The 18,062-nt window shown below is 72.3% G+C and carries 13 protein-coding genes, 1 pseudogene and 1 riboswitch; of the genes and pseudogenes, 6 read left to right on the top strand and 8 right to left on the bottom strand.

Annotation, left to right across the window (positions count from 1 at the left end):
- The first annotated feature begins 203 nt into the window (after positions 1-203).
- Together AMK10_RS27795 and AMK10_RS27790 are read left to right on the top strand one after the other, a co-directional pair.
- Entirely contained in the window at positions 204-2,606 is a 2,403-nt protein-coding gene (locus tag AMK10_RS27795) for an ATP-binding protein (protein WP_073750890.1), read from the top strand.
- Entirely contained in the window at positions 2,603-3,259 is a 657-nt protein-coding gene (locus tag AMK10_RS27790) for a response regulator transcription factor (protein ID WP_198959797.1), read from the top strand. The genes AMK10_RS27795 and AMK10_RS27790 overlap by 4 nt, the downstream gene beginning before the upstream one ends.
- Positions 3,260-3,472: 213 nt before the next feature.
- Here AMK10_RS27790 and AMK10_RS27785 read toward each other — a convergent pair.
- Both AMK10_RS27785 and AMK10_RS27780 read right to left on the bottom strand, forming a co-directional pair.
- A pseudogene (locus AMK10_RS27785) lies at positions 3,473-4,025 on the bottom strand (hypothetical protein).
- A gap of 216 nt (positions 4,026-4,241) precedes the next feature.
- Positions 4,242-4,736, bottom strand: coding sequence for a DUF4234 domain-containing protein (locus AMK10_RS27780; RefSeq protein WP_073750889.1), 495 nt, complete (start codon positions 4,734-4,736; stop codon positions 4,242-4,244).
- 362 nt (positions 4,737-5,098) lie between these two features.
- On the opposite strand from AMK10_RS27780, the gene AMK10_RS27775 reads away from it, so the two are divergent.
- Entirely contained in the window at positions 5,099-6,271 is a 1,173-nt protein-coding gene (locus tag AMK10_RS27775) for a hypothetical protein (RefSeq protein WP_073750888.1), read from the top strand.
- Positions 6,272-6,329: 58 nt separating this feature from the next.
- Here AMK10_RS27775 and AMK10_RS27770 read toward each other — a convergent pair whose 3' ends face one another.
- The 6 genes from AMK10_RS27770 to cobN all read right to left on the bottom strand — a co-directional run bounded on the left by AMK10_RS27770 (position 6,330) and on the right by cobN (position 14,071).
- The gene (locus tag AMK10_RS27770; RefSeq protein ID WP_073751063.1) at positions 6,330-6,740 is read right to left on the bottom strand and encodes a VOC family protein; all 411 of its coding nucleotides are present in this window, start codon (positions 6,738-6,740) and stop codon (positions 6,330-6,332) included.
- A gap of 5 nt (positions 6,741-6,745) precedes the next feature.
- Positions 6,746-7,195, bottom strand: coding sequence for a helix-turn-helix transcriptional regulator (locus AMK10_RS27765; RefSeq protein ID WP_073750887.1), 450 nt, complete (start codon positions 7,193-7,195; stop codon positions 6,746-6,748).
- A gap of 43 nt (positions 7,196-7,238) precedes the next feature.
- On the bottom strand, positions 7,239-7,853 hold the full coding sequence (locus AMK10_RS27760) for a glyoxalase (RefSeq protein ID WP_073750886.1): 615 nt from the start codon (positions 7,851-7,853) through the stop codon (positions 7,239-7,241).
- 190 nt (positions 7,854-8,043) lie between these two features.
- Entirely contained in the window at positions 8,044-9,327 is a 1,284-nt protein-coding gene (locus tag AMK10_RS27755; protein ID WP_073750885.1) for an LAETG motif-containing sortase-dependent surface protein, read from the bottom strand.
- A gap of 342 nt (positions 9,328-9,669) precedes the next feature.
- Entirely contained in the window at positions 9,670-10,425 is a 756-nt protein-coding gene (locus AMK10_RS27750) for an IclR family transcriptional regulator (protein WP_073750884.1), read from the bottom strand.
- Positions 10,426-10,471: 46 nt separating this feature from the next.
- The gene (gene cobN, locus AMK10_RS27745) at positions 10,472-14,071 is read right to left on the bottom strand and encodes a cobaltochelatase subunit CobN (protein ID WP_073750883.1); all 3,600 of its coding nucleotides are present in this window, start codon (positions 14,069-14,071) and stop codon (positions 10,472-10,474) included.
- 54 nt (positions 14,072-14,125) lie between these two features.
- A riboswitch (cobalamin riboswitch) is annotated at positions 14,126-14,198 on the bottom strand.
- Positions 14,199-14,359: 161 nt separating this feature from the next.
- Here cobN and cobG point away from each other — a divergent pair.
- From cobG to cobJ, 3 genes are all read left to right on the top strand, one after another.
- Positions 14,360-15,661, top strand: coding sequence for a precorrin-3B synthase (gene cobG, locus AMK10_RS27740; RefSeq protein ID WP_073750882.1), 1,302 nt, complete (start codon positions 14,360-14,362; stop codon positions 15,659-15,661).
- A gap of 76 nt (positions 15,662-15,737) precedes the next feature.
- On the top strand, positions 15,738-16,364 hold the full coding sequence (locus AMK10_RS27735) for a precorrin-8X methylmutase (protein ID WP_073750881.1): 627 nt from the start codon (positions 15,738-15,740) through the stop codon (positions 16,362-16,364).
- Entirely contained in the window at positions 16,361-17,902 is a 1,542-nt protein-coding gene (gene cobJ / locus AMK10_RS27730) for a precorrin-3B C(17)-methyltransferase (RefSeq protein WP_107428511.1), read from the top strand. The genes AMK10_RS27735 and cobJ overlap by 4 nt, the downstream gene beginning before the upstream one ends.
- Positions 17,903-18,062 lie beyond the last annotated feature (160 nt).

The following is an 18,062-nucleotide window of genomic DNA, read 5'->3' as shown; positions in this document are numbered from 1 at the left end:
CCCGATGGGGGGCCTCTTCGTCTTCGGGAAGCCTGCGGCGCCCCGCTGGGTGCAGTACAGAGCCTCAATTCTCGGCATGGAATTCCCCGTGTCTGAGTGCGCTCTTCAGACGCGCACGGTAGCCCGTCAAGGCCACTGGGTGTGCCGGTCGTTCGCCCCACATACCATTCCGCCGTGCTCGCCGGTCCACTACTCTCGGCCTCATGCGGCGCGGGGGGCACGGGGGCAACAGCGAGCGCCTGTTGACCCTGACCGTCGAGCGGTACGGCGTATGGCTCAGGTCCGCCGTGGTCTGTCTGTGCAGCGCCCTGGGCCTCGTCTCCGCGGACAGCGCGGAGATTCCCCTGGCGACGGCTCTGCTGGCGCCCGCTGTTCTCGCCTGCGGTGTACGCCTCCGCGCGCTGAGGCGCCCGCTCCCGTTCGCCCTGCTCTGGGCGTTGGACGCGGCCGTTCTGATGTTGACGGGGCTGTCCCAGCCGGCGCTCGGCAGCGAGAGCGCGGACGCCATGGTGGAGGTGATCGTCGGCATCAGCGTCATCGCTATCCAGTTCGAGTGGGCGACGCGCCCCGTGGCCGGCGCCGCCCTGGCCGTGGTGGGAGCTGCCGCCTGCGCGCTGGGGGACATCCTCTCTTCACCCGCGCACAGCTTCGACGTGATCCCCCTGGTACGCATGCTGATCCAGGTGGGCCTCGCGAGGGCCGGCTACCTCATCGTCAGGGCGCGGGCCAGGGCCGCCGACCGGTCGGCCTCGGCCACGGCAGCCCTGCACCGGGAGGCCGACGTCGCCGCCGCACGGTGGGCGACCGAACGCGAGTACCTCGCGACCCTTCACGACACGGCGAGCGCGACGCTGCTGATGGTCTCCCAGGGGAATGGCCGGGACTGGTCGTGGCTGCCACCGCGTGCCAGACAGGATCTGGACGCCGTGTCCGCCATGCCCGGCTTCGAGACAGGGAGCGTCGACCTCGCGGCGCTTCTCCGCTGCGTGCCCGAGGGCGAGGGTCAGGCCAGGGTGCGGCTCACGACGCACATCGACGGCCCGCTCACGATTCCGTCCGGCCCCGGGCTCGCGATGTTCAACGGGGTCCGGGAGGCCGTCACCAACGTTGCGCGCCATTCAGGGGTGCGAGAAGCGGAACTCAGGGCGTGGGCGGAGGAGGACGGTGCCGTCGTCGAACTGTCCGACGCGGGAGGAGGCTTCGACCCGGACTCCGTTCCCGCACGGCGCCGGGGCATATCCGGTTCCATCATCGGCAGGATGCACGCGGTCGGAGGCTCAGCTTCCGTCACCTCGCGTCCGGGCACCGGAACCCGAGTGCAGTGGCGCTGGCACGGCCGGGCCCCGGCGGCACTGACAGGGGAGGAGGAGCAGGCGGCCGGCGTACCGCGCCCGCTCCGCGCCCAGACGCAGCACCTGGCTGTCGTCCGCTTCATCCGCGGGCAGCTCCTCTACGGGGCCCAGCTGGTGGCGCTGCTGATCAGCCTGGTGTGGCAGTTCACCATCTCGCTGCGCCGGCTCGTGGTCCACCAGGACGTGTACCACCCCGCGTGGGCACAGACAGCCGCCTTCGTCTGCCTCGCCGCCGTCGCGGTGAACGGCGGGGCCTACCTGCTGCGTGGCAGGCAGATACCGCCGAGTGTGCGCGGCTGGAGCCTGAGCTCGGTGCTGGCCGTTTCGGCGGTGTGCGCGTTCACACTCCCGCCGGAGCAGTCCACGGGTGCGGCGGACTGGGCGTTCGGAGTGGTCGGCTGGCATGCCCTGTTCCTGCTGGCAGACCTACGGGTCACGGTCTTCGCTGCGTTCCTCGGGGCGCACATAGCACTCAACGCGACAGCTGTGGCCTTGTCCGGGACGCCGACCGCCGCCGAGCTGGCAGGCCTGGGGGTCTCCACGATCGGCAGCTGCGGTCTCCAGCTCTCCGTCGGTGTACTGATGACGCACCTGCTCCACGGCACGGCGCCGGCAGCGGGCTCGGCGGCCTCCCGGGAGGAGGAGCTGCGTACCCAAAAGCGCATCCACGAGCATCTGCAGAGTGATCACAAGGAGCGCTACCGCGCGCTGACGGCGACGACGGTTCCGCTGCTCGTGGGCCTCGGCCACGGTGCACTGAGTCCGCACGACGAGGAGGTCAGGCTGAGGTGCGGCGTGGAGGCCGCCCGTATGCGCCGCCTGTTCGCCGAAGGCGATGCCGTCGCCGACCCGCTGCTGAACGAGTTGCGGGCCTGCGTCGAGGTGGCCGAGCGCCAGGGGGTGAGGGTGAGCCTGGCCGTACGCGGCCGGCCGGGTGAGGTACCCGTGGAGGTACGCAGGGAGCTGATCGACCCGGTGGCGGTGACTCTGGGCCGTACTCGCTCGACGGCGCGGGTCACCGTCGTGTGGACCGCCGGCATCGTCCGTGTGAGCGTGGTGGGTGTGGACTGTGCCGACGGCCGCACCACGGAAGCGGTTGGTGCGTCACACGGCCGCACCACGACAGCGGTTGCCCCGTCGCACGGCCGCGTGACGGACCCGAACGTGTCCGTCACGCGAACCACGTACGGCGAAAGTGTGTGGGCCGAGGCGAGCTGGAGCAGATCGGCGTCATCGGGAGTTGACCTGACATGAATACCGACGCGCCGGTCAGCGTGGTCGTCATCGACGACCATCCCGCCATCCTCTCGGGTGTGGAGATGTGGTTCGGCGCATCGCCGCGGCCCATCACCGTGGTCGCGGCAGGCGGCTCCGTACGGGAAGCCTGGACCGCGCCGGGCGACACGGCCGACGTCGTCATCCTGGATCTGCAACTGGGCCAGGGCGGCTCCGCGTTCGGCGATCTCCGAAGACTCGTCGACGCCGGGCGGCAGGTGGTCGTCTATACGATGCGGGACGACGAGAAGACCGCGCTCAGCTGCCTGGATCTGGGAGCCGCGACCTTTCTGACCAAGAGCGAGGGCAAGGACCACCTGGTCGAGGCGACACTGGCGGCAGCCGATGAGCGGCCCTACATGCCGCCCGCGCTGGCCGGCGCGCTGGGAACGAACGCCCGCGCCGACCGGCCCCAGCTCTCCGGTCGCGAGGAGAACGTGCTCATCGAGTGGTTCCAGTCGGAGTCGAAGGAGCTGGTCGCGCAGCGCCTCGGCATCTCCGTACGGACGGTCAACTCGTATCTGGACCGGGTACGGATCAAGTACGCGAACGTCGGCCGCCCCGCGCGGACCAAGGCCAGTCTCGTCGCCCGTGCCATCCAGGACAGGCTGGTCGACGTGGACGACCTCTGAGCAAGAGCTCCGAGGCCCGGACCGTCCATGTGCTCTCCTCCATGCCACCAGGTCAGGGGGCAGCCCCTCACGGGTTCGGCTCTCGCATCCCTCGCCCGTTCTCGCACCGGGCCATACGCCGGAGCGACGGGAGACCCCGGAGCCACGAGCCCGGTCCGCGGCGAACCGGAGGCTCGTGGCGGGCGGGCTCATGACGGACGGGCGGGCCGGGGGTCATGCCTCGCGGGTGCGTCCCAGGCGGAGTGCGGAGACGAGGAAGAAGACGCCTCCGAGGAAGGCGTAGCCGACCAGGTTGCTCAGGGAGGCGCCACCCTGGCCCGCCTGGGCGAAGAACGAGACACCGGCGAGGTCGGAGATGGCGCCGCTGGCGATCATGGCCCACTGGCCGCCGAGTTGGCGCCGGGATGCGCCGACGACGAGCTGGACGATGCCCGCCGTGACGGCCCAGGCGCCCCAGATCCGCAGTACGGCCGGGATGCCGGAGGTGGGCCGCGACGGCGAGGCCGGCGGCGGTGAGGGCGCTGAGCGCGACGTTCACGTAGAGGCCGCGCGCCGGCCGGCCGTTCCTGTGGGCGGACCTGATGTCCACCACCGCGCAGGCCACGTCGAACAGCGGGTAGATCACCAGCAGCGTGCCGGTGAGCGCGCCCAGCGACCCGGCGGTCGCGAACAGGAGGGCCGCCCATACGGCGGCGAACGCGAAACGCAGGTCACGACCACGCCTCGCGGGACGCCCTTCCACGGCTGCGCTTCCGGTGGCGTTCACCGGCGTACATCGTTCACCGGCGTACGGCCATCGCGTCCAGGAGGGCCGGCGAACCTCATGGGCCTCCGCGTTCCATCGGGGCCCCGCCCCGGTTTCGAGTCGTCCGGGCCAGGACGATGACACGCCGAAGGCGCCCACCGCGTGCGGTGGGCGCCTTCGGCATCGGCGGCTCGGTCGCCCGTGGCCGGGGAGCAAACGCGTGGCCCGGCAGCTGGTTCAGGCAGCGAGAGTGACCTGCGTGCCCGGCTCGGCGCCCGGGTAGGCGTCGACGACCAGGTTGAGCTGGCGCTGCATGTACCAGACGTTCAGGCCGAAGACGAACATCAGCCACATGCTCGCGGCGGGGCTGCACGTCACCGGCAGGCCGGCCGCGCGCTGGGCGTTCGCTATCGCCTTGCCGGTGTTCTTGAAGGAAATCAGCGGAGCGATCACGGTCCAGCCCAGGAAGAGCAGGACCAGCACGCTGCCGCCGGGGCTCAGGGGCCGGCGACGGTCGAACTCCTGGAGCTCGTTGTGGATCTTGAAGTACCAGACCAGCTGGTAGATCCCGAGCGTGATGATCGTCAGGCCGAGCCACACGGCGACGGGACCGCGGCGCTTCATGGCCGCCCCTGACAACTGGACGGCGCCGGCGTCGCCGGTCGCGACGACACCTCCGGCCGAGGCGGAAGTCCCCTCGCCGGACGCGGTGTTGGGCTGAGTTTCGGCCATGTGACGTGCTCCATCTGCTGGTTCTGGTTTCAGCCGGAGCAGCATGACATCAAGTGAAGGTTCTGTGTGCTTAGTTGAGCCTTACAAGGGATAACGTCATCTGGTTGTGATCAAACCGTCGCTCGCCGCCTCAAAGCGATCGGCGGCTTCAGCGTCCGTACGCCGCCGTGCCCCGGCCGGTCCCGTCTTCGGCGGCAACGCCCGGTGCCGACAGACGGTGCTGACGCACCCTCACCCAGGCGATTTTCCCTGCCCTTTACAACCATCGGCACGGCCCGCAGGTCTGGTCCCCTGGCCGGAGCGGGCGTGCGCCCGTGCCGGATCCCCGACACGTCCTCCCGACCGCGAAGGAACGCTCACCGATGCTCGTACGGCACCTCCTGCGCACCACGGCCGTCCCATTGGCTCTGGCATCAACCCTGCTCACCGCCGGAGGAGCCGGTGCGGCCGAAGCCTCCGGCTGGGAGGTCGCCCTCTCAGGCGACAGTCCTGCCGGGTCCCTGATGTCCGTCTCCTCCGTCGGCGAGGACCTCGCGTGGGCGGTCGGCCGCAAGGGCGGCGGGGGCGTCATCATGCGCTGGGACGGGGTGAGCTGGAGCGAGGACACCGCTCCGGGGCTTCCCGCCGTCTGGCAGTGGTCGGCGGTCAGTGCCGTGGCCGCGGACGATGTCTGGGCCTACGGGACCGTCGGCAGGGACCAGGCACTCGTGCACTTCGACGGCACGCGGTGGAACACCGTCCAGGCGGCCGGCGCGGCCGACCAGGACTGGCCCGAGGTGCCGATCGACGCCGAGCCCGGGCGGCTCTTCAAGGGCGGCAACGCCCTCTACACCTACGCCGACGGCGCGTGGACGACCTTCGGGCTGCCCGCCGGTGTCGACATCCGGGACATCGACGCGCTCTCGGCGGACGACGCCTACGCCACCGGGATGCGATACCCGGTGAAGGGCGGTCACCCGGTGACGTACCACTGGGACGGCACCACCTGGACGCTGATGGGCGCGCCTCCCCTGCGTACCGGTACGGACACCGCCGAGACAGCCGCCGGGTCCCCGGACAGCGTCTACGTCGCCGGGTGGGCCGAGGACCCCGACGCCACCGCGCCCGTCCCCGGGGTCGCGCGCTGGGACGGTGCCGTCTGGGAGGACATCACCGGGGCACTCGCCACCTTCTACGTCCACGCCATCGCGCCGGACGGCCACGGCGGCCTGTGGGTCACGGGCAACGACCAGGCCGAACCCGCTTACGCGGACCCGGTGTTCTGGCACTTCGACGGCACCACCTGGACCAAGGAGGCGGGGGCGACGGCACCCGACGGCGACACCCGGTGGCCGTCGTACTCCTTCTACGATCTGGCCCCGGCCGGGGACTCCGGAGCGTTCTGGGCGGTCGGCGACTACTCCACGCCCATGGACGCGCACGGCGACCAGACGGTCAACGGCCTGATCGAGCGGTCCACCCCGGCCTCCGGGACCGGGACCGCGACCGGGACCGGGACCGGGACCGGGACCGGGACCGGGACCGACGGCAGCTGAGGTCAGCCGTCGGCAGCCCCTCCCGCCCGCCGCGACACGGCGGGCGGGCGCGGGCCGCTCAGCTCACTTCCTGGATGCGGATCAGGTTGCCCGCGGGGTCGCGGAACGCGCAGTCGCGGATGCCGTAGGGCTGTTCGGTGGGCTCCTGGACGACCTCGGCGTCGCCCGCCTGCACCTTCTCGAAGGTGGCGTCGAGGTCCTTGGTGGCCAGGAGGATCCAGCCGTACGTCCCCTTGGCCATCATCTCGGTGACCGTGCGGCGCTCGGCCTCGGTGACACCGGGGTCGACGGCCGGCGGGGCCAGCAGGATGGATGTGTCGGGCTGTCCGGCCGGGCCGACCGTGATCCACCGCATCGCGCCGTTCCCGACGTCCTTGCGGACCTCGAAACCGAGGGTGTCGCGGTAGAAGGCCAGGGCGGCGTCCGGGTCGTCGTGCGGGAGGACGCTGGTGTGAATGGTGATGTCCATGGCATTCACGCTAGCGGCGGCTCGGGGGTGCGGGCTTCTCGATTCCTGACCGGTCTGGTGACCTGTTTCGCCACGCACGCCGGCACCCCCGCCGCCCCGCTCTCCGCTTGGCGGCGGTAGGTGCTGGGCGGCATTCCGACGAGTTCCGTGAAGCGCGTGCTGAAGGTGCCGAGCGAGGAGCAGCCGACCTCGAAGCAGACGTCGGTGACGCTGAGGTCCCCGCGGCGCAGCAGCGCCATCGCCCGTTCGATCCGCCGCGTCATCAGATAGCTGTACGGCGATTCGCCGTACGCGAGCCGGAACTGGCGGCTCAGGTGGCCCGCCGACATGTTCACGCCGCGGGCGAGCGCCTCGACGTCCAGCGGCTGGGCGTACTCCCGGTCGATCCTGTCGCGCACACGGCGCAGCCGGGCCAGGTCGCGCAGCTGCTGGGTCTCGGCGGGTCTGCTCGTCACCCGCGCGATCGTGCCATGCCCCGGCGGGCCCGCGCAGCAGGATTCACCGCTCGTCCGCCTCCCAGGCGAAGCCGTCCGGGTCGGTGAAGGGCCCGCTGCCGCCCGCGATCACTAGCCGGTGCGATCCAGTGCCCTCGGGGTCCACGCCGGCGTCCTTGGCGAGGGCGGGACGGCCGTAGAGGCCCAGCTTGACGGGGCTCGACTCCGTGTCGAAGTCGACGTACTTGCGGCCGAAGCTCTTGCCCACGGTGAGGCCGTGCTCGACGTAGAACTTCTTGCTCGCGAGTACGTCGTCGACTCCCAGCAGCAGCACGAACTGGTCGATCTCACGGGTGGCCGGGCTCTTGTCCCGCTTGGCCGAGGTGGCGATCTTCCAGAGGGCGCCGTCCGGGGCGCGTACGACGCCGCCGTAGCCCCAGAACGACTTCGTGGCGGGCTTCACCGGTGTGGCACCGGCGTCGAGGGCGGAGGCGATGAAGCCGTCGACGGTGGCGGGGCCGGACACCGTGAGCGACAGGGTGAAGCCGCGGAAGCCGGTCGTCGGCGCCTCCGAGGCGCGTACGCGCAGCTCGGGGCCCAGCCCGAAGGCGGCGGTGTAGAAGTGCTCGGCGGCGGTGGGGTCGGCCACCTCGAGGGTGACGGATGCGATGGAAGCCATACGACGAAGCTATGCGCGGCCGCCCGGACACGCTTCTCGATTCCTGACCGGTCCGGGCCCGCCCCGCCCACGCTCAGCACGCAGGGCCCAGCAGCGGGCCCGCCCCGTCCGCGCTCAGCGCGGAGGGCCCGGCACCGGTGCGGTGTCGGGCCCTCCGGCGTGAGGCGGGGCCTCACACGTCACGCATGCCTCAGGCGTGGGTACCGGCCTTGCGGCGGCGCACGACGAAGACCGCGCCCGCGCCGATCGCCAGGGCCGCGCCGCTCGCGAGGGCGAGCTGCGACGTCGCGGAGGACGAGCCCGTCGAGGCGAGGGTGCCGTTCACCGGGTCGGCCGACGTGCCGGTCTGCGTCTTGAGGTCCGTGTTCGGCTCGGTCGTGCCGGGCTTCGCGTCGTCGACGTCGCCCGGGTCGGTGCCCGCGGCGGCGATCATGAACTCGTAGCCCTCGAGGTCGGGGCTTCCGCCGCAGCTGCCGTCCTCGTTCCAGTAGTCACCCGCGACGAAGGTGACACCGTTGCCCGCGGGGGCCTTGGCGTCGATCGTGAGGCGCATCTTGATGTCGGCGTGGGCGCCGGCCTTCAGCGGGCTGATGGCGTCCATGTAGTGCTCGTTGTCGACGTTCTGCCACCCCGAGTTGGAGGCGGAGGACCACTGGAGGTGCACCAGGTCGTCGATGTCCTTGAGGCCGCTCGTGTCGGTCGCGTGGACGTAGGCGAACGGGAAGACCTCGTCCATCTTCTTGTCGGTGCCGTTGGTCACCCGCAGCTTGAAGTTGACCTTCGTGCCGGCGACGACGGTGGACGGAAGGCCCGTCACGACGGTGGTGAGCTTGCTCTCGGGGACGCAGTCCTCGCCCTCCTCGCCGCCCTCCTCGGCCTCTTCCTCCTTGGCCTGGGCCAGCGCCTCGTCGGCGGCCTTCTTGTCGGCGAGCGCGGCCGCGGTGGCCTTCTTCGCCTGTTCGTACGTCCGGGCCGCCGCGACCCGCTCGTCGTCGCGCGCGTCCTGGGCCTCGACGTCCTTGGCGTCGGCGTCGGTCTTGGCCTCGGCCGCGGCGGTGGCCGCGGCCTGCGCGTCGGTGAGGGCCGTCTCCGCGGCGGTCCTCTCCTCGTCGGTCGCCGTGTCGGTGAGGGCGTCGAGCGCCGCCTGGGCGTCGACGACCGCCTGGTCGGCGGCGGTCTTGGCGGCGGCGGCGTCCACCGCGACGGCGTGGGCCGCAGCGGCGGCCAGGGCCAGCGGAGTGGTGTCGGACAGTGTCGTCTCCAGGGCCGCGTAGGCGGCGCTCTCGGCCGCCACGGCGTCGTCGTACGCCGTCTGGGCCGCGGCTGCGGCCAGCTCCAGCTCGGCGACGGACGGCTTGTCCTGCGACTGCGCGGCCGGCTTGGTCTCGGCGACGGCGGGGGTGACCGAGAGCAGGAGAACGGGCGTGGTCACCGCGGCGGCGACAGCTGTGGCGAGAATCCGGCGAATCTTCACAAGAGCCCTTCGGGGTACGAAAAAGAGAAGAAGGGGTCGCAGCGGAATGGGACACGCAGATGCGACTCGAGGTGATCGTATGGCCGGGGCACCTATCTAGGGACACGAATTCTTCACCTGTGCCGGCCGGTGCCGGACCGCCCGTGGAGACAGAAATGACGAAAGGGTGCAGTTGCTTTCGGCACCGATGGCTTTGCTGTGACGAATGCCACACCGGCCGGTATGCGGAGGCTTCGGGTCCGCGGCCGTCGGCGCGTGAGCGACGGAACCCGCGGTCCCGTCAGCGCGTGAGCGACAGGGCTCGCGGCCGTCATCGCGCGTGAGCGAGAGGGCTCTCGGTCGTCAGCGCGTGAGCGACAGGGCCCGGGACACCCGGCCCGCCGAGGAGAGCAGCATGTCCAGGACCTGGGAGGTCCGGTACATCCTGTCGGCCCGGAAGGAGATGCCGAGCGAGCCGAGCGTGTCCCCGCTGTACACGGGCACCGCGATGCAGACCGTGCCGAGGGCGTACTCCTCGCGGTCCATCACGGACGGCGTCGGCAGCGTGTCCAGCTGCCGGACCAGCTCCTCGCGGTGGGTGATCGTGCGGGGGGTGAGGTCGACGAGGAAGTGCCGGGAGAGGTACTCGCCGCGCGCCTCCTCGTCCAGCTCGCGCAGCACGCACTTCCCGAGGGCGGTGGCATGGCCGGCGTCCTCGAAACCCACCCAGAGGTCGACCCGGGGCGTCTGCGGACCGTCGACGATCTCGGCGACACGGATCTCGCCGTCCTCGTAGAAGGTGAGATACGCGGCGGCCGACACCTCGTCCCGCAGCTGGGCCAGGGCGGGCCGGACCCCGGCGAGCCGCCCCTCCCCGGGGTTCCCCTTCCGCAGCTGGCCCAGCAGGTCACCGACGACATACCCGCCGTCGTCCAGCTTCCTCAGGTATCCGTCCCGGGCCAGCGTGCGCAGGACGTGGTGCGCGGTGTCCGGTTCCAGGCCCGCCTCGCGCGCCAGCTGGCCCGCCGGGGCTCCGTTCGTGTGGGCCTCAGCGGCCTCCATCAGGCGAAACGCCCGCTGCACGGACGCGAGGAGCTCGGGGCTCGGCTGATCACCCATTCCCCCAGACTGGACCTGGGACGGGAAGGCAGCAACGCAGAGCCCCTCAGTCCTCGCCCTCGAGGTCGCCCTCGGTCTCCAGGAAGACCTTGCGCAGCGCGTCGAGCACCGCCGGGTCGGGCTCGGCCCACATGCCCCTGGACTCGGCTTCCAGGAGGCGTTCCGCGATGCCGTGGAGGGCCCAGGGATTGGCCTGCTGGAGGAATTCGCGGTTCGTCGGGTCCAGGACGTACGTCTCGGTCAGCTTGTCGTACATCCAGTCCGCGACCACACCCGTCGTCGCGTCGTAACCGAACAGGTAATCGACCGTTGCGGCGAGCTCGAAGGCGCCCTTGTACCCGTGGCGGCGCATCGCCTCGATCCACTTCGGGTTGACCACCCGGGCACGGAAGACCCGCGAGGTCTCCTCGACCAGCGTGCGCGTACGGACGGTCTCCGGCCGGGTCGAGTCGCCGATGTACGCCTCGGGGGCGGTGCCCTTCAGCGCGCGTACGGTCGCGACCATGCCCCCGTGGTACTGGAAGTAGTCGTCCGAGTCCGCGATGTCGTGCTCGCGGGTGTCGGTGTTCTTCGCCGCCACCGCGATCCGCTTGTACGCGGTCTCCATCTCGTCCCTGGCCGGGCGCCCGTCCAGCTCGCGGCCGTAGGCGTAACCGCCCCACACCGTGTACACCTCGGCGAGGTCGGCGTCCGTACGCCAGTCGCGGGAGTCGATGAGCTGGAGCAGCCCGGCGCCGTACGTACCGGGCCTGGAGCCGAAGATACGGGTCGTGGCGCGCCGCTCGTCGCCGTGTTCGGCCAGGTCGGCCTGGGTGTGGGCGCGTACGAAGTTCCGCTCGGCGGGCTCGTCGAGGGAGGCGGCGAGGCGTACGGCGTCGTCGAGCAGGCCGATGGTGTGCGGGAACGCGTCGCGGAAGAAGCCGGAGATGCGCAGCGTGACGTCGATACGGGGGCGGCCCAGCTCCTCGTACGGGATCGCTTCCAGGCCTGTGACCCGGCGCGAGGCGTCGTCCCAGACGGGGCGCACACCGAGCAGGGCGAACGCCTCGGCGATGTCGTCGCCCGCGGTGCGCATGGCGCTGGTGCCCCACAGGGAGAGGCCGACCGAGGTGGGCCACTCGCCGTTGTCCGCGCGGTAGCGCTCCAGGAGCGAGTCGGCGAGGGCCTGACCGGTCTCCCAGGCCAGACGGGACGGCACGGCCTTCGGGTCGACGGAGTAGAAGTTGCGGCCGGTCGGCAGGACGTTGACCAGGCCGCGCAGCGGGGAACCGGAGGGGCCCGCCGGGACGAAGCCGCCGTTCAGCGCGTGGACGGTGTGGGCGAGCTCGTCGGTCGTCGCGGCGAGGCGGGGCACGACCTCGGTGGCGGCGAAGGCGAGGATGTCGGCGACGGCCCGCGGGTGTCCCTCGGCGACAGCGGCGACGGCCGCCGGATCCCAGTCCGCGTCCTCCATCGCCTGGACCAGGGCCCGGGCCTTCTCCTCGGTCTCGTCGGCCGCGGTGCGGGTGGCCGCCGACTCGTCCAGGCCGAGCGCCTCGCGCAGGCCCGGCAGCGAGGAGGTGCCGCCCCAGATCTGGCGGGCGCGCAGGACGGCGAGGACCAGGTTGACGCGGTCCTTCCCGGCCGGGGCGCCGCCCAGGACGTGCAGGCCGTCGCGGATCTGGACGTCCTTGATCTCACAGAGCCAGCCGTCGAGATGCATGATGAACTCGTCGAAGCCCTCGTCCTCCGGCCGGTCCTCCAGGCCCAGGTCGTGGTCCAGCTTCGCGGCCTGGATCAGGGTCCAGATCTGGGCGCGGACGGCAGGGAGCTTGGCCGGATCCATCGCGGCGATCTGGGCGTGCTCGTCCAGGAGCTGTTCGAGGCGGGCGATGTCGCCGTAGCTGTCGGCCCGCGCCATCGGCGGCACGAGGTGGTCGACGAGCGTGGCGTGCACCCGGCGCTTGGCCTGGGTGCCCTCACCCGGGTCGTTGACGAGGAACGGGTAGACCAGCGGCAGATCGCCCAGCGCGGCGTCGGGGCCGCAGGCGGCGGAGAGACCGGCGTTCTTGCCCGGCAGCCACTCCAGGTTGCCGTGCTTGCCGAGGTGGATCATCGCGTCCGCGCCGAAGCCGTTGTCGTCGGCGGAGGCGGCGATCCAGCGGTAGGCGGCCAGGTAGTGGTGCGAGGGCGGCAGATCGGGGTCGTGGTAGATCGCGATCGGGTTCTCGCCGAAGCCGCGCGGCGGCTGGATGAGGATCAGCAGATTGCCGCGCCGCAGGGCGGCGAGCACGATGTCGCCCTCCGGGTTGCGGGACCGGTCGACGAACATCTCGCCGGGCGCCGGGCCCCAGTGCTCCTCGACGGACGCCCGGAGTTCGGCGGGCAGGGTGGCGAACCAGCGGCGGTAGTCGGCGGCGGGGATGCGGACCGGGTTGCGGGCCAGCTGCTCCTCGGTCAGCCACTCCTGGTCGTGGCCGCCCGCCTCGATGAGCGCGTAGATCAGCTCGTCGCCGTCGCCGGACACCAGGCCCGGGATCTCCTCCTCCGGGCCGAAGTCGTAGCCCTCCGCACGCAGCCTGCGCAGCAGGGCGACGGCGCTCGCGGGGGTGTCGAGGCCGACCGCGTTGCCGATGCGGGAGTGCTTGGTCGGGTACGCCGACAGGACGAGCGCGATCCGCTTCTCGGCGGCCGGGATGTGGCGGAGCCGGGCGTGCCGTACGGCGATCCCGGCGACCCGGGCGGCGCGCTCGGGGTCGGCGACGTAGGCGGGGAGGCCGTCCTCGTCGATCTCCTTGAAGGAGAACGGCACGGTGATCAGCCGGCCGTCGAACTCGGGCACGGCGATCTGCGTGGCCGCGTCCAGCGGGGAGACGCCCTCGTCGTTCTCCTCCCAGGCGGCGCGCGGGCTGGTGAGGCAGAGCGCCTGGAGGACGGGCACGTCCAGGCCGGTGAGGGCGCCCGCGTCCCAGGACTCGTCGTCGCCGCCGGCCGAGGCGGTGGCGGGCTTGGTGCCGCCCGCCGCGAGAACGGTGGTCACGATGGCGTCGGCGGCGCGGAGTTCGTCGATGAGCTCGGGTTCGGGCGTGCGGAGCGAGGCGACGTACAGCGGGAGGGGGCGGGCGCCCGCGTCCTCCACGGCGGTGCAGAGCGCCTCGACGAACGCGGTGTTCCCGCTCATGTGGTGGGCGCGGTAGTAGAGCACGGCCACGGTCGGGCCCGTGACGTCCCGGGCGGTCCGCTCCAGCGGGCCCCACGCGGGGGCCGGGGCGGGCGGTTCGAAGCCGTGGCCGGTGAGGAGCACGGTGTCGGAGAGGAAGCGGGCGAGCTGCTCCAGGTTGGCCGGACCGCCGTGCGCGAGGTAGGCGTGCGCCTCGGCTGCGATGCCGATGGGCACGGTGGAGGCGGCCATCAGCTGGGCGTCGGGGGCCTGTTCACCGGTGAGCACGACGACGGGGCGGCCGGTTGCCAGCACCTGGTCGAGCCCGTCCTGCCAGGCGCGGACGCCACCGAGGAGGCGTACGACGACGAGGTCCGTGCCGTCCAGCAGCTGCGGGAGGTCGTCGAGCGGCAGCCGGGAGGGGTTGGCGTAGCGGTAGCTGACCGGACCCTGGGAGGCGCGGGCGCTGAGCAGGTCGGTGTCGGACGTCGACAGGAGCAGGATCATGCGGCGTCAGGCCTTCCTCGGGGTGTCCACGCCCCGGGCGGTGTCGGACGGCAGGAGTTCCTGACTCACCCGGCCGGGGCCGGGCTCACAGTGGCGGGACCGCGCCGGAATCTCACCGGGCTTCCTCCCATGTCGCCGTCTGGCGATGGCGGGCCGAACGGACCGCCGCTAGGCATAGTAGGCCGGGGGTGGGGGGTCCTGACCAGACGGCCCCCGGCCCGGCAGGAGGCGGGCCGGGTGTCCCGTAGGTCACAGTGACCGTAGGGGCCTGCCACGGTCACGGTGGGTATGCTCGCCGCCATGTCCGCCTCCCCCCTTCCGTCCCGGTCTCCGGGCGGTGCGTGCGCCCGGAGCAGCGGTGACGCCTGCCCCGGCGCACTGCGGCTGCACCGGGCGGACGACGGTGCGCTGGCGCGGATACGCATACCCGGCGGGGTTCTGACGCCCCGTCAGGCGATGGTTCTCGGGCAGGCCGCCGAGCGTTTCGGTGACGGTGAGTTGCATCTCACCTCCCGTGGGAACGTGCAGCTGCGGGGGCTCGCCCCGGACTGCGGCGCGGAGCTGGCCGGGGCCCTGGAAGAGGCCGGACTGCTGCCCTCCGCACGCCATGAACGGGTGCGCAACGTGGTCGCGTCCCCGCTCTCCGGGCTCGACGGCCTCGGGGCCACCGATGTCAGACCCTGGCTGACCGGACTCGACCGCCTGCTGTGCGCGAGCGAGGGCGCGACAGCGCTCTCCGGACGCTTTCTGTTCGCCCTCGACGACGGCCGCGGCGACGTGGACGCCCTCGGGGCCGACCTCACACTTCTGGGCCTCCCCGACGGCGGCGGCCTGCTGCGCGTCGGGCACGGTGACGCCGTGCTCCGTGTCCCCGCCACCGACGGCCCCCGCGCGGCGCTCCTCGCCGCGGAAGCCTTCCTGGACACCGCGCGCGAGACCGGCGCCTGGCGGGTGAAGGACCTGCCGGACGACGCCGGGGCGGCGCTGCCCGACGAGGTCGTACGCCGGCTGACGCGGGCCGGGATCACCTGCGTACCGGAGGTCCGTCCGCGCCCCCTCGAAGCCCTGCCCCCGGCTCACGGCCGTATCCGGGACGGCGGCGGCGAGGCCGCGCTGTCGGTCGGTGTGCCGCTGGGGCGGCCGGCCCCGGAGCAGTGGCGGCTGCTGTCCGGCGCCGGGGAGCTGCGGCTCACCCCCTGGCGCGGAGCGGTCGTCACCGGCATCGCGCCCCACCGCGCGGACGGGCTGCTGCGGGAACTGTCCGAAGCCGGCCTGATCACCGGCCCCGGCTCCCCGTGGTCCGGTGTCGGGGCCTGCGTCGGACAGCCCGGCTGCGCGAAGTCGTTGTCCGACGTGCGGGCCGACGCGGGGGCCGCCGTCGGCCCCGTCGGACTGCTCCCTGTGTACTGGTCCGGGTGCGAACGCCGGTGCGGCCATCCGCACGGGGAGTGGATCGACGTGGTCGCCACTCCCGGCGGGCACCGGATCTCCCATGTACGGGGAGATCGGAGCACCGGGGCGACGACGGTCCTGGACGACCCGGCCGCGCTCGCCGCGACGGTGGCCGCCGCCCGGGGCACGCGCACCTGACCACCCGTATCGACCCCCTGTTCAGTTTTTTCGATCCGTTCCATGTCCGACATTCGATGAAGAAGGCGACAGCACTGTGCACCAGTACGAGAAGGACGGACCGGCGATCTACCGCCAGTCCTTCGCCACCATCCGTGCGGAGGCGGATCTGGCAGGGCTGCCCGCCGACGTGAGCCAGGTCGCGGTCCGCATGATCCACGCCTGCGGCATGGTCGACCTCGTACGCGATCTCGCCTTCTCGCCGAACGCCGTGGCCGACGCCCGCGCGGCCCTGCGGTCCGGTGCGCCCATCCTGTGCGACGTGGCCATGGTCGCCAGCGGGGTCACCCGCAAGCGCCTGCCCGCGAACAACGACGTGGTCTGCACCCTGTCCGACCCCGGCGTGCCCGAACTGGCGGCGAAGCTCGGCACCACCCGCAGCGCCGCTGCCCTGGAGCTGTGGCGGGACCGGATGGAGGGTGCGGTCGTCGCCGTCGGCAACGCGCCCACCGCGCTCTTCCGGCTGTTGGAGATGATCGAGGAGGGTGCCCCGCGCCCCGCCGCCGTCATCGGTGTGCCCGTCGGATTCATCGGCGCCGCCGAGTCCAAGGAGGCGCTGGCCGCGCATCCGTCGGGGCTGGAGCACCTGGTGGTGCGGGGCCGGCGCGGTGGCAGCGCCATCGCGGCCGCGGCCCTCAACGCGATCGCCAGCGAGGAGGAGTGAGCGTGCCCGAGCAGCAGCACACCGGGAACCCCGGGCCGGCCGCGAACGCGGGGCGGCTGTACGGGGTCGGGCTCGGCCCGGGCGACCCGGCCCTGATGACCGTGCGCGCGGTGCAGATCATCGGCGAGGCCGATGTCGTCGCCTACCATTCCGCCCGGCACGGCCGCTCCATCGCCCGCTCGATCGCCGCGCAGTACCTCCGCGCCGACCACATCGAGGAGGCGCTGGTCTACCCGGTCACCACGGAGACCACGGACCACCCCGGCGGCTACCGGGGCGCGTTGGACGACTTCTACACCGAGGCCGCCGCCCGTCTCGCGGCCCACCTCGACGCCGGGCGCACCGTCGCCGTGCTCGCCGAGGGCGACCCGCTCTTCTACGGCTCGTACCAGCACATGCACAAGCGCCTCGCGGACCGTTACGTCACCGAGGTCATCCCCGGTGTCACCTCCGTCAGCGCCGCCGCCGCCCGGCTCGGCACCCCGCTCGTCGAGGCCGAGGAGGTGCTGACGATCCTCCCCGGCACCCTGCCGGAGGAGGAGCTGACGGCACGTCTCGCCGCCACGGACTCCGCTGTGGTGATGAAGCTGGGCCGCACCTTCCCCGCTGTGCGCCGCGCGTTCGAGGCGTCCGGGCGGCTGTCCGAGGCGCGGTACGTCGAGCGCGCGACCATGGCCGGGGAGCGGACCGGGGATCTCGCGGACACCGACGCGGACTCCGTGCCGTACTTCGCGGTGGCCGTCCTGCCCAGCAGGATCGACGCGCCCCGCCCCGCGCCCGGCCAGGAGACCGGTGAGGTCGTCGTGGTCGGCACCGGGCCGGCCGGGCCGCTCTGGCTGACGCCCGAGACCCGGGGGGCGCTGGCCGCCGCCGACGATCTGGTCGGCTACACGACGTATCTGGACCGGGTGCCGGTCCGGCCGGGCCAGCAGCGCCACGGCTCCGACAACAAGGTCGAGTCGGAACGCGCCGAATTCGCGCTGGACCTGGCCCGCCGCGGTCACCGCGTGGCCGTGGTGTCCGGTGGCGACCCCGGGGTCTTCGCCATGGCGACGGCCGTCCTCGAAGTGGCCTCGCAGGAGCCGTACACGGACATCCCTGTCCGGGTGCTGCCCGGGGTGACCGCGGCCAACGCCGCAGCGGCCCGGGCGGGTGCGCCGCTGGGCCATGACTACGCCACCATCTCGCTGTCCGACCGGCTCAAGCCGTGGGAGGTCATCGCCGAGCGGCTGCGCGCGGCGGCCACGGCCGACCTGGTGATGGCGCTGTACAACCCCGGCTCCCGCAGCCGGACCTGGCAGGTCGGCAAGGCCCGCGACCTGCTGCTGGAGCACCGCTCGCCGGACACGCCCGTCGTGCTCGGCCGTGATGTCGGAGGGCCGTCGGAGAGCGTACGGACGGTGCGGCTCGCCGATCTGGACCCGATGGAGGTGGACATGCGGACGATCCTCATCGTGGGCTCCTCGCAGACCCGTTGGGTGGACAGGGGTGACGGCCGGCAGATCGTCTGGACGCCGCGCCGCTACCCGGAGGCATGAGTGACACCGGACGGGGCGGTCGCGGCGAGCGGGCTGTGACCGGGCGGAAGGCGTGACCGGTCCGGGTCGTGACGGGTGGGGGCGTGACCGGTTCGGGACGATGACCGGCCGGGACGGTCACCGGCCGGGACGGTCACCGGCCGGGACGGTCACCGGCCGG

The sequence above is a fragment of the Streptomyces sp. CB02058 genome, assembly GCF_001905505.1.
GTDB lineage: Bacteria > Actinomycetota > Actinomycetes > Streptomycetales > Streptomycetaceae > Streptomyces.
Note: the sequence above shows the minus strand (reverse complement) of the source record. Positions and strands in the feature narration are given on the sequence as shown.

What these genes read in the sequence shown, in the direction of transcription:
- AMK10_RS27750 (WP_073750884.1), bottom strand. Translation starts at nt 10,425, where the DNA reads ATGGGTGATCAGCCGAGCCCCGAGCTCCTCGCGTCCGTGCAGCGGGCG.
- AMK10_RS27795 (WP_073750890.1), top strand. Translation starts at nt 204, where the DNA reads ATGCGGCGCGGGGGGCACGGGGGCAACAGCGAGCGCCTGTTGACCCTG.
- AMK10_RS27760 (WP_073750886.1), bottom strand. Translation starts at nt 7,853, where the DNA reads ATGGCTTCCATCGCATCCGTCACCCTCGAGGTGGCCGACCCCACCGCC.
- AMK10_RS27770 (WP_073751063.1), bottom strand. Translation starts at nt 6,740, where the DNA reads ATGGACATCACCATTCACACCAGCGTCCTCCCGCACGACGACCCGGAC.
- cobG (WP_073750882.1), top strand. Translation starts at nt 14,360, where the DNA reads ATGCTCGCCGCCATGTCCGCCTCCCCCCTTCCGTCCCGGTCTCCGGGC.
- AMK10_RS27775 (WP_073750888.1), top strand. Translation starts at nt 5,099, where the DNA reads ATGCTCGTACGGCACCTCCTGCGCACCACGGCCGTCCCATTGGCTCTG.
- AMK10_RS27790 (WP_198959797.1), top strand. Translation starts at nt 2,603, where the DNA reads ATGAATACCGACGCGCCGGTCAGCGTGGTCGTCATCGACGACCATCCC.
- AMK10_RS27780 (WP_073750889.1), bottom strand. Translation starts at nt 4,736, where the DNA reads ATGGCCGAAACTCAGCCCAACACCGCGTCCGGCGAGGGGACTTCCGCC.
- cobN (WP_073750883.1), bottom strand. Translation starts at nt 14,071, where the DNA reads ATGATCCTGCTCCTGTCGACGTCCGACACCGACCTGCTCAGCGCCCGC.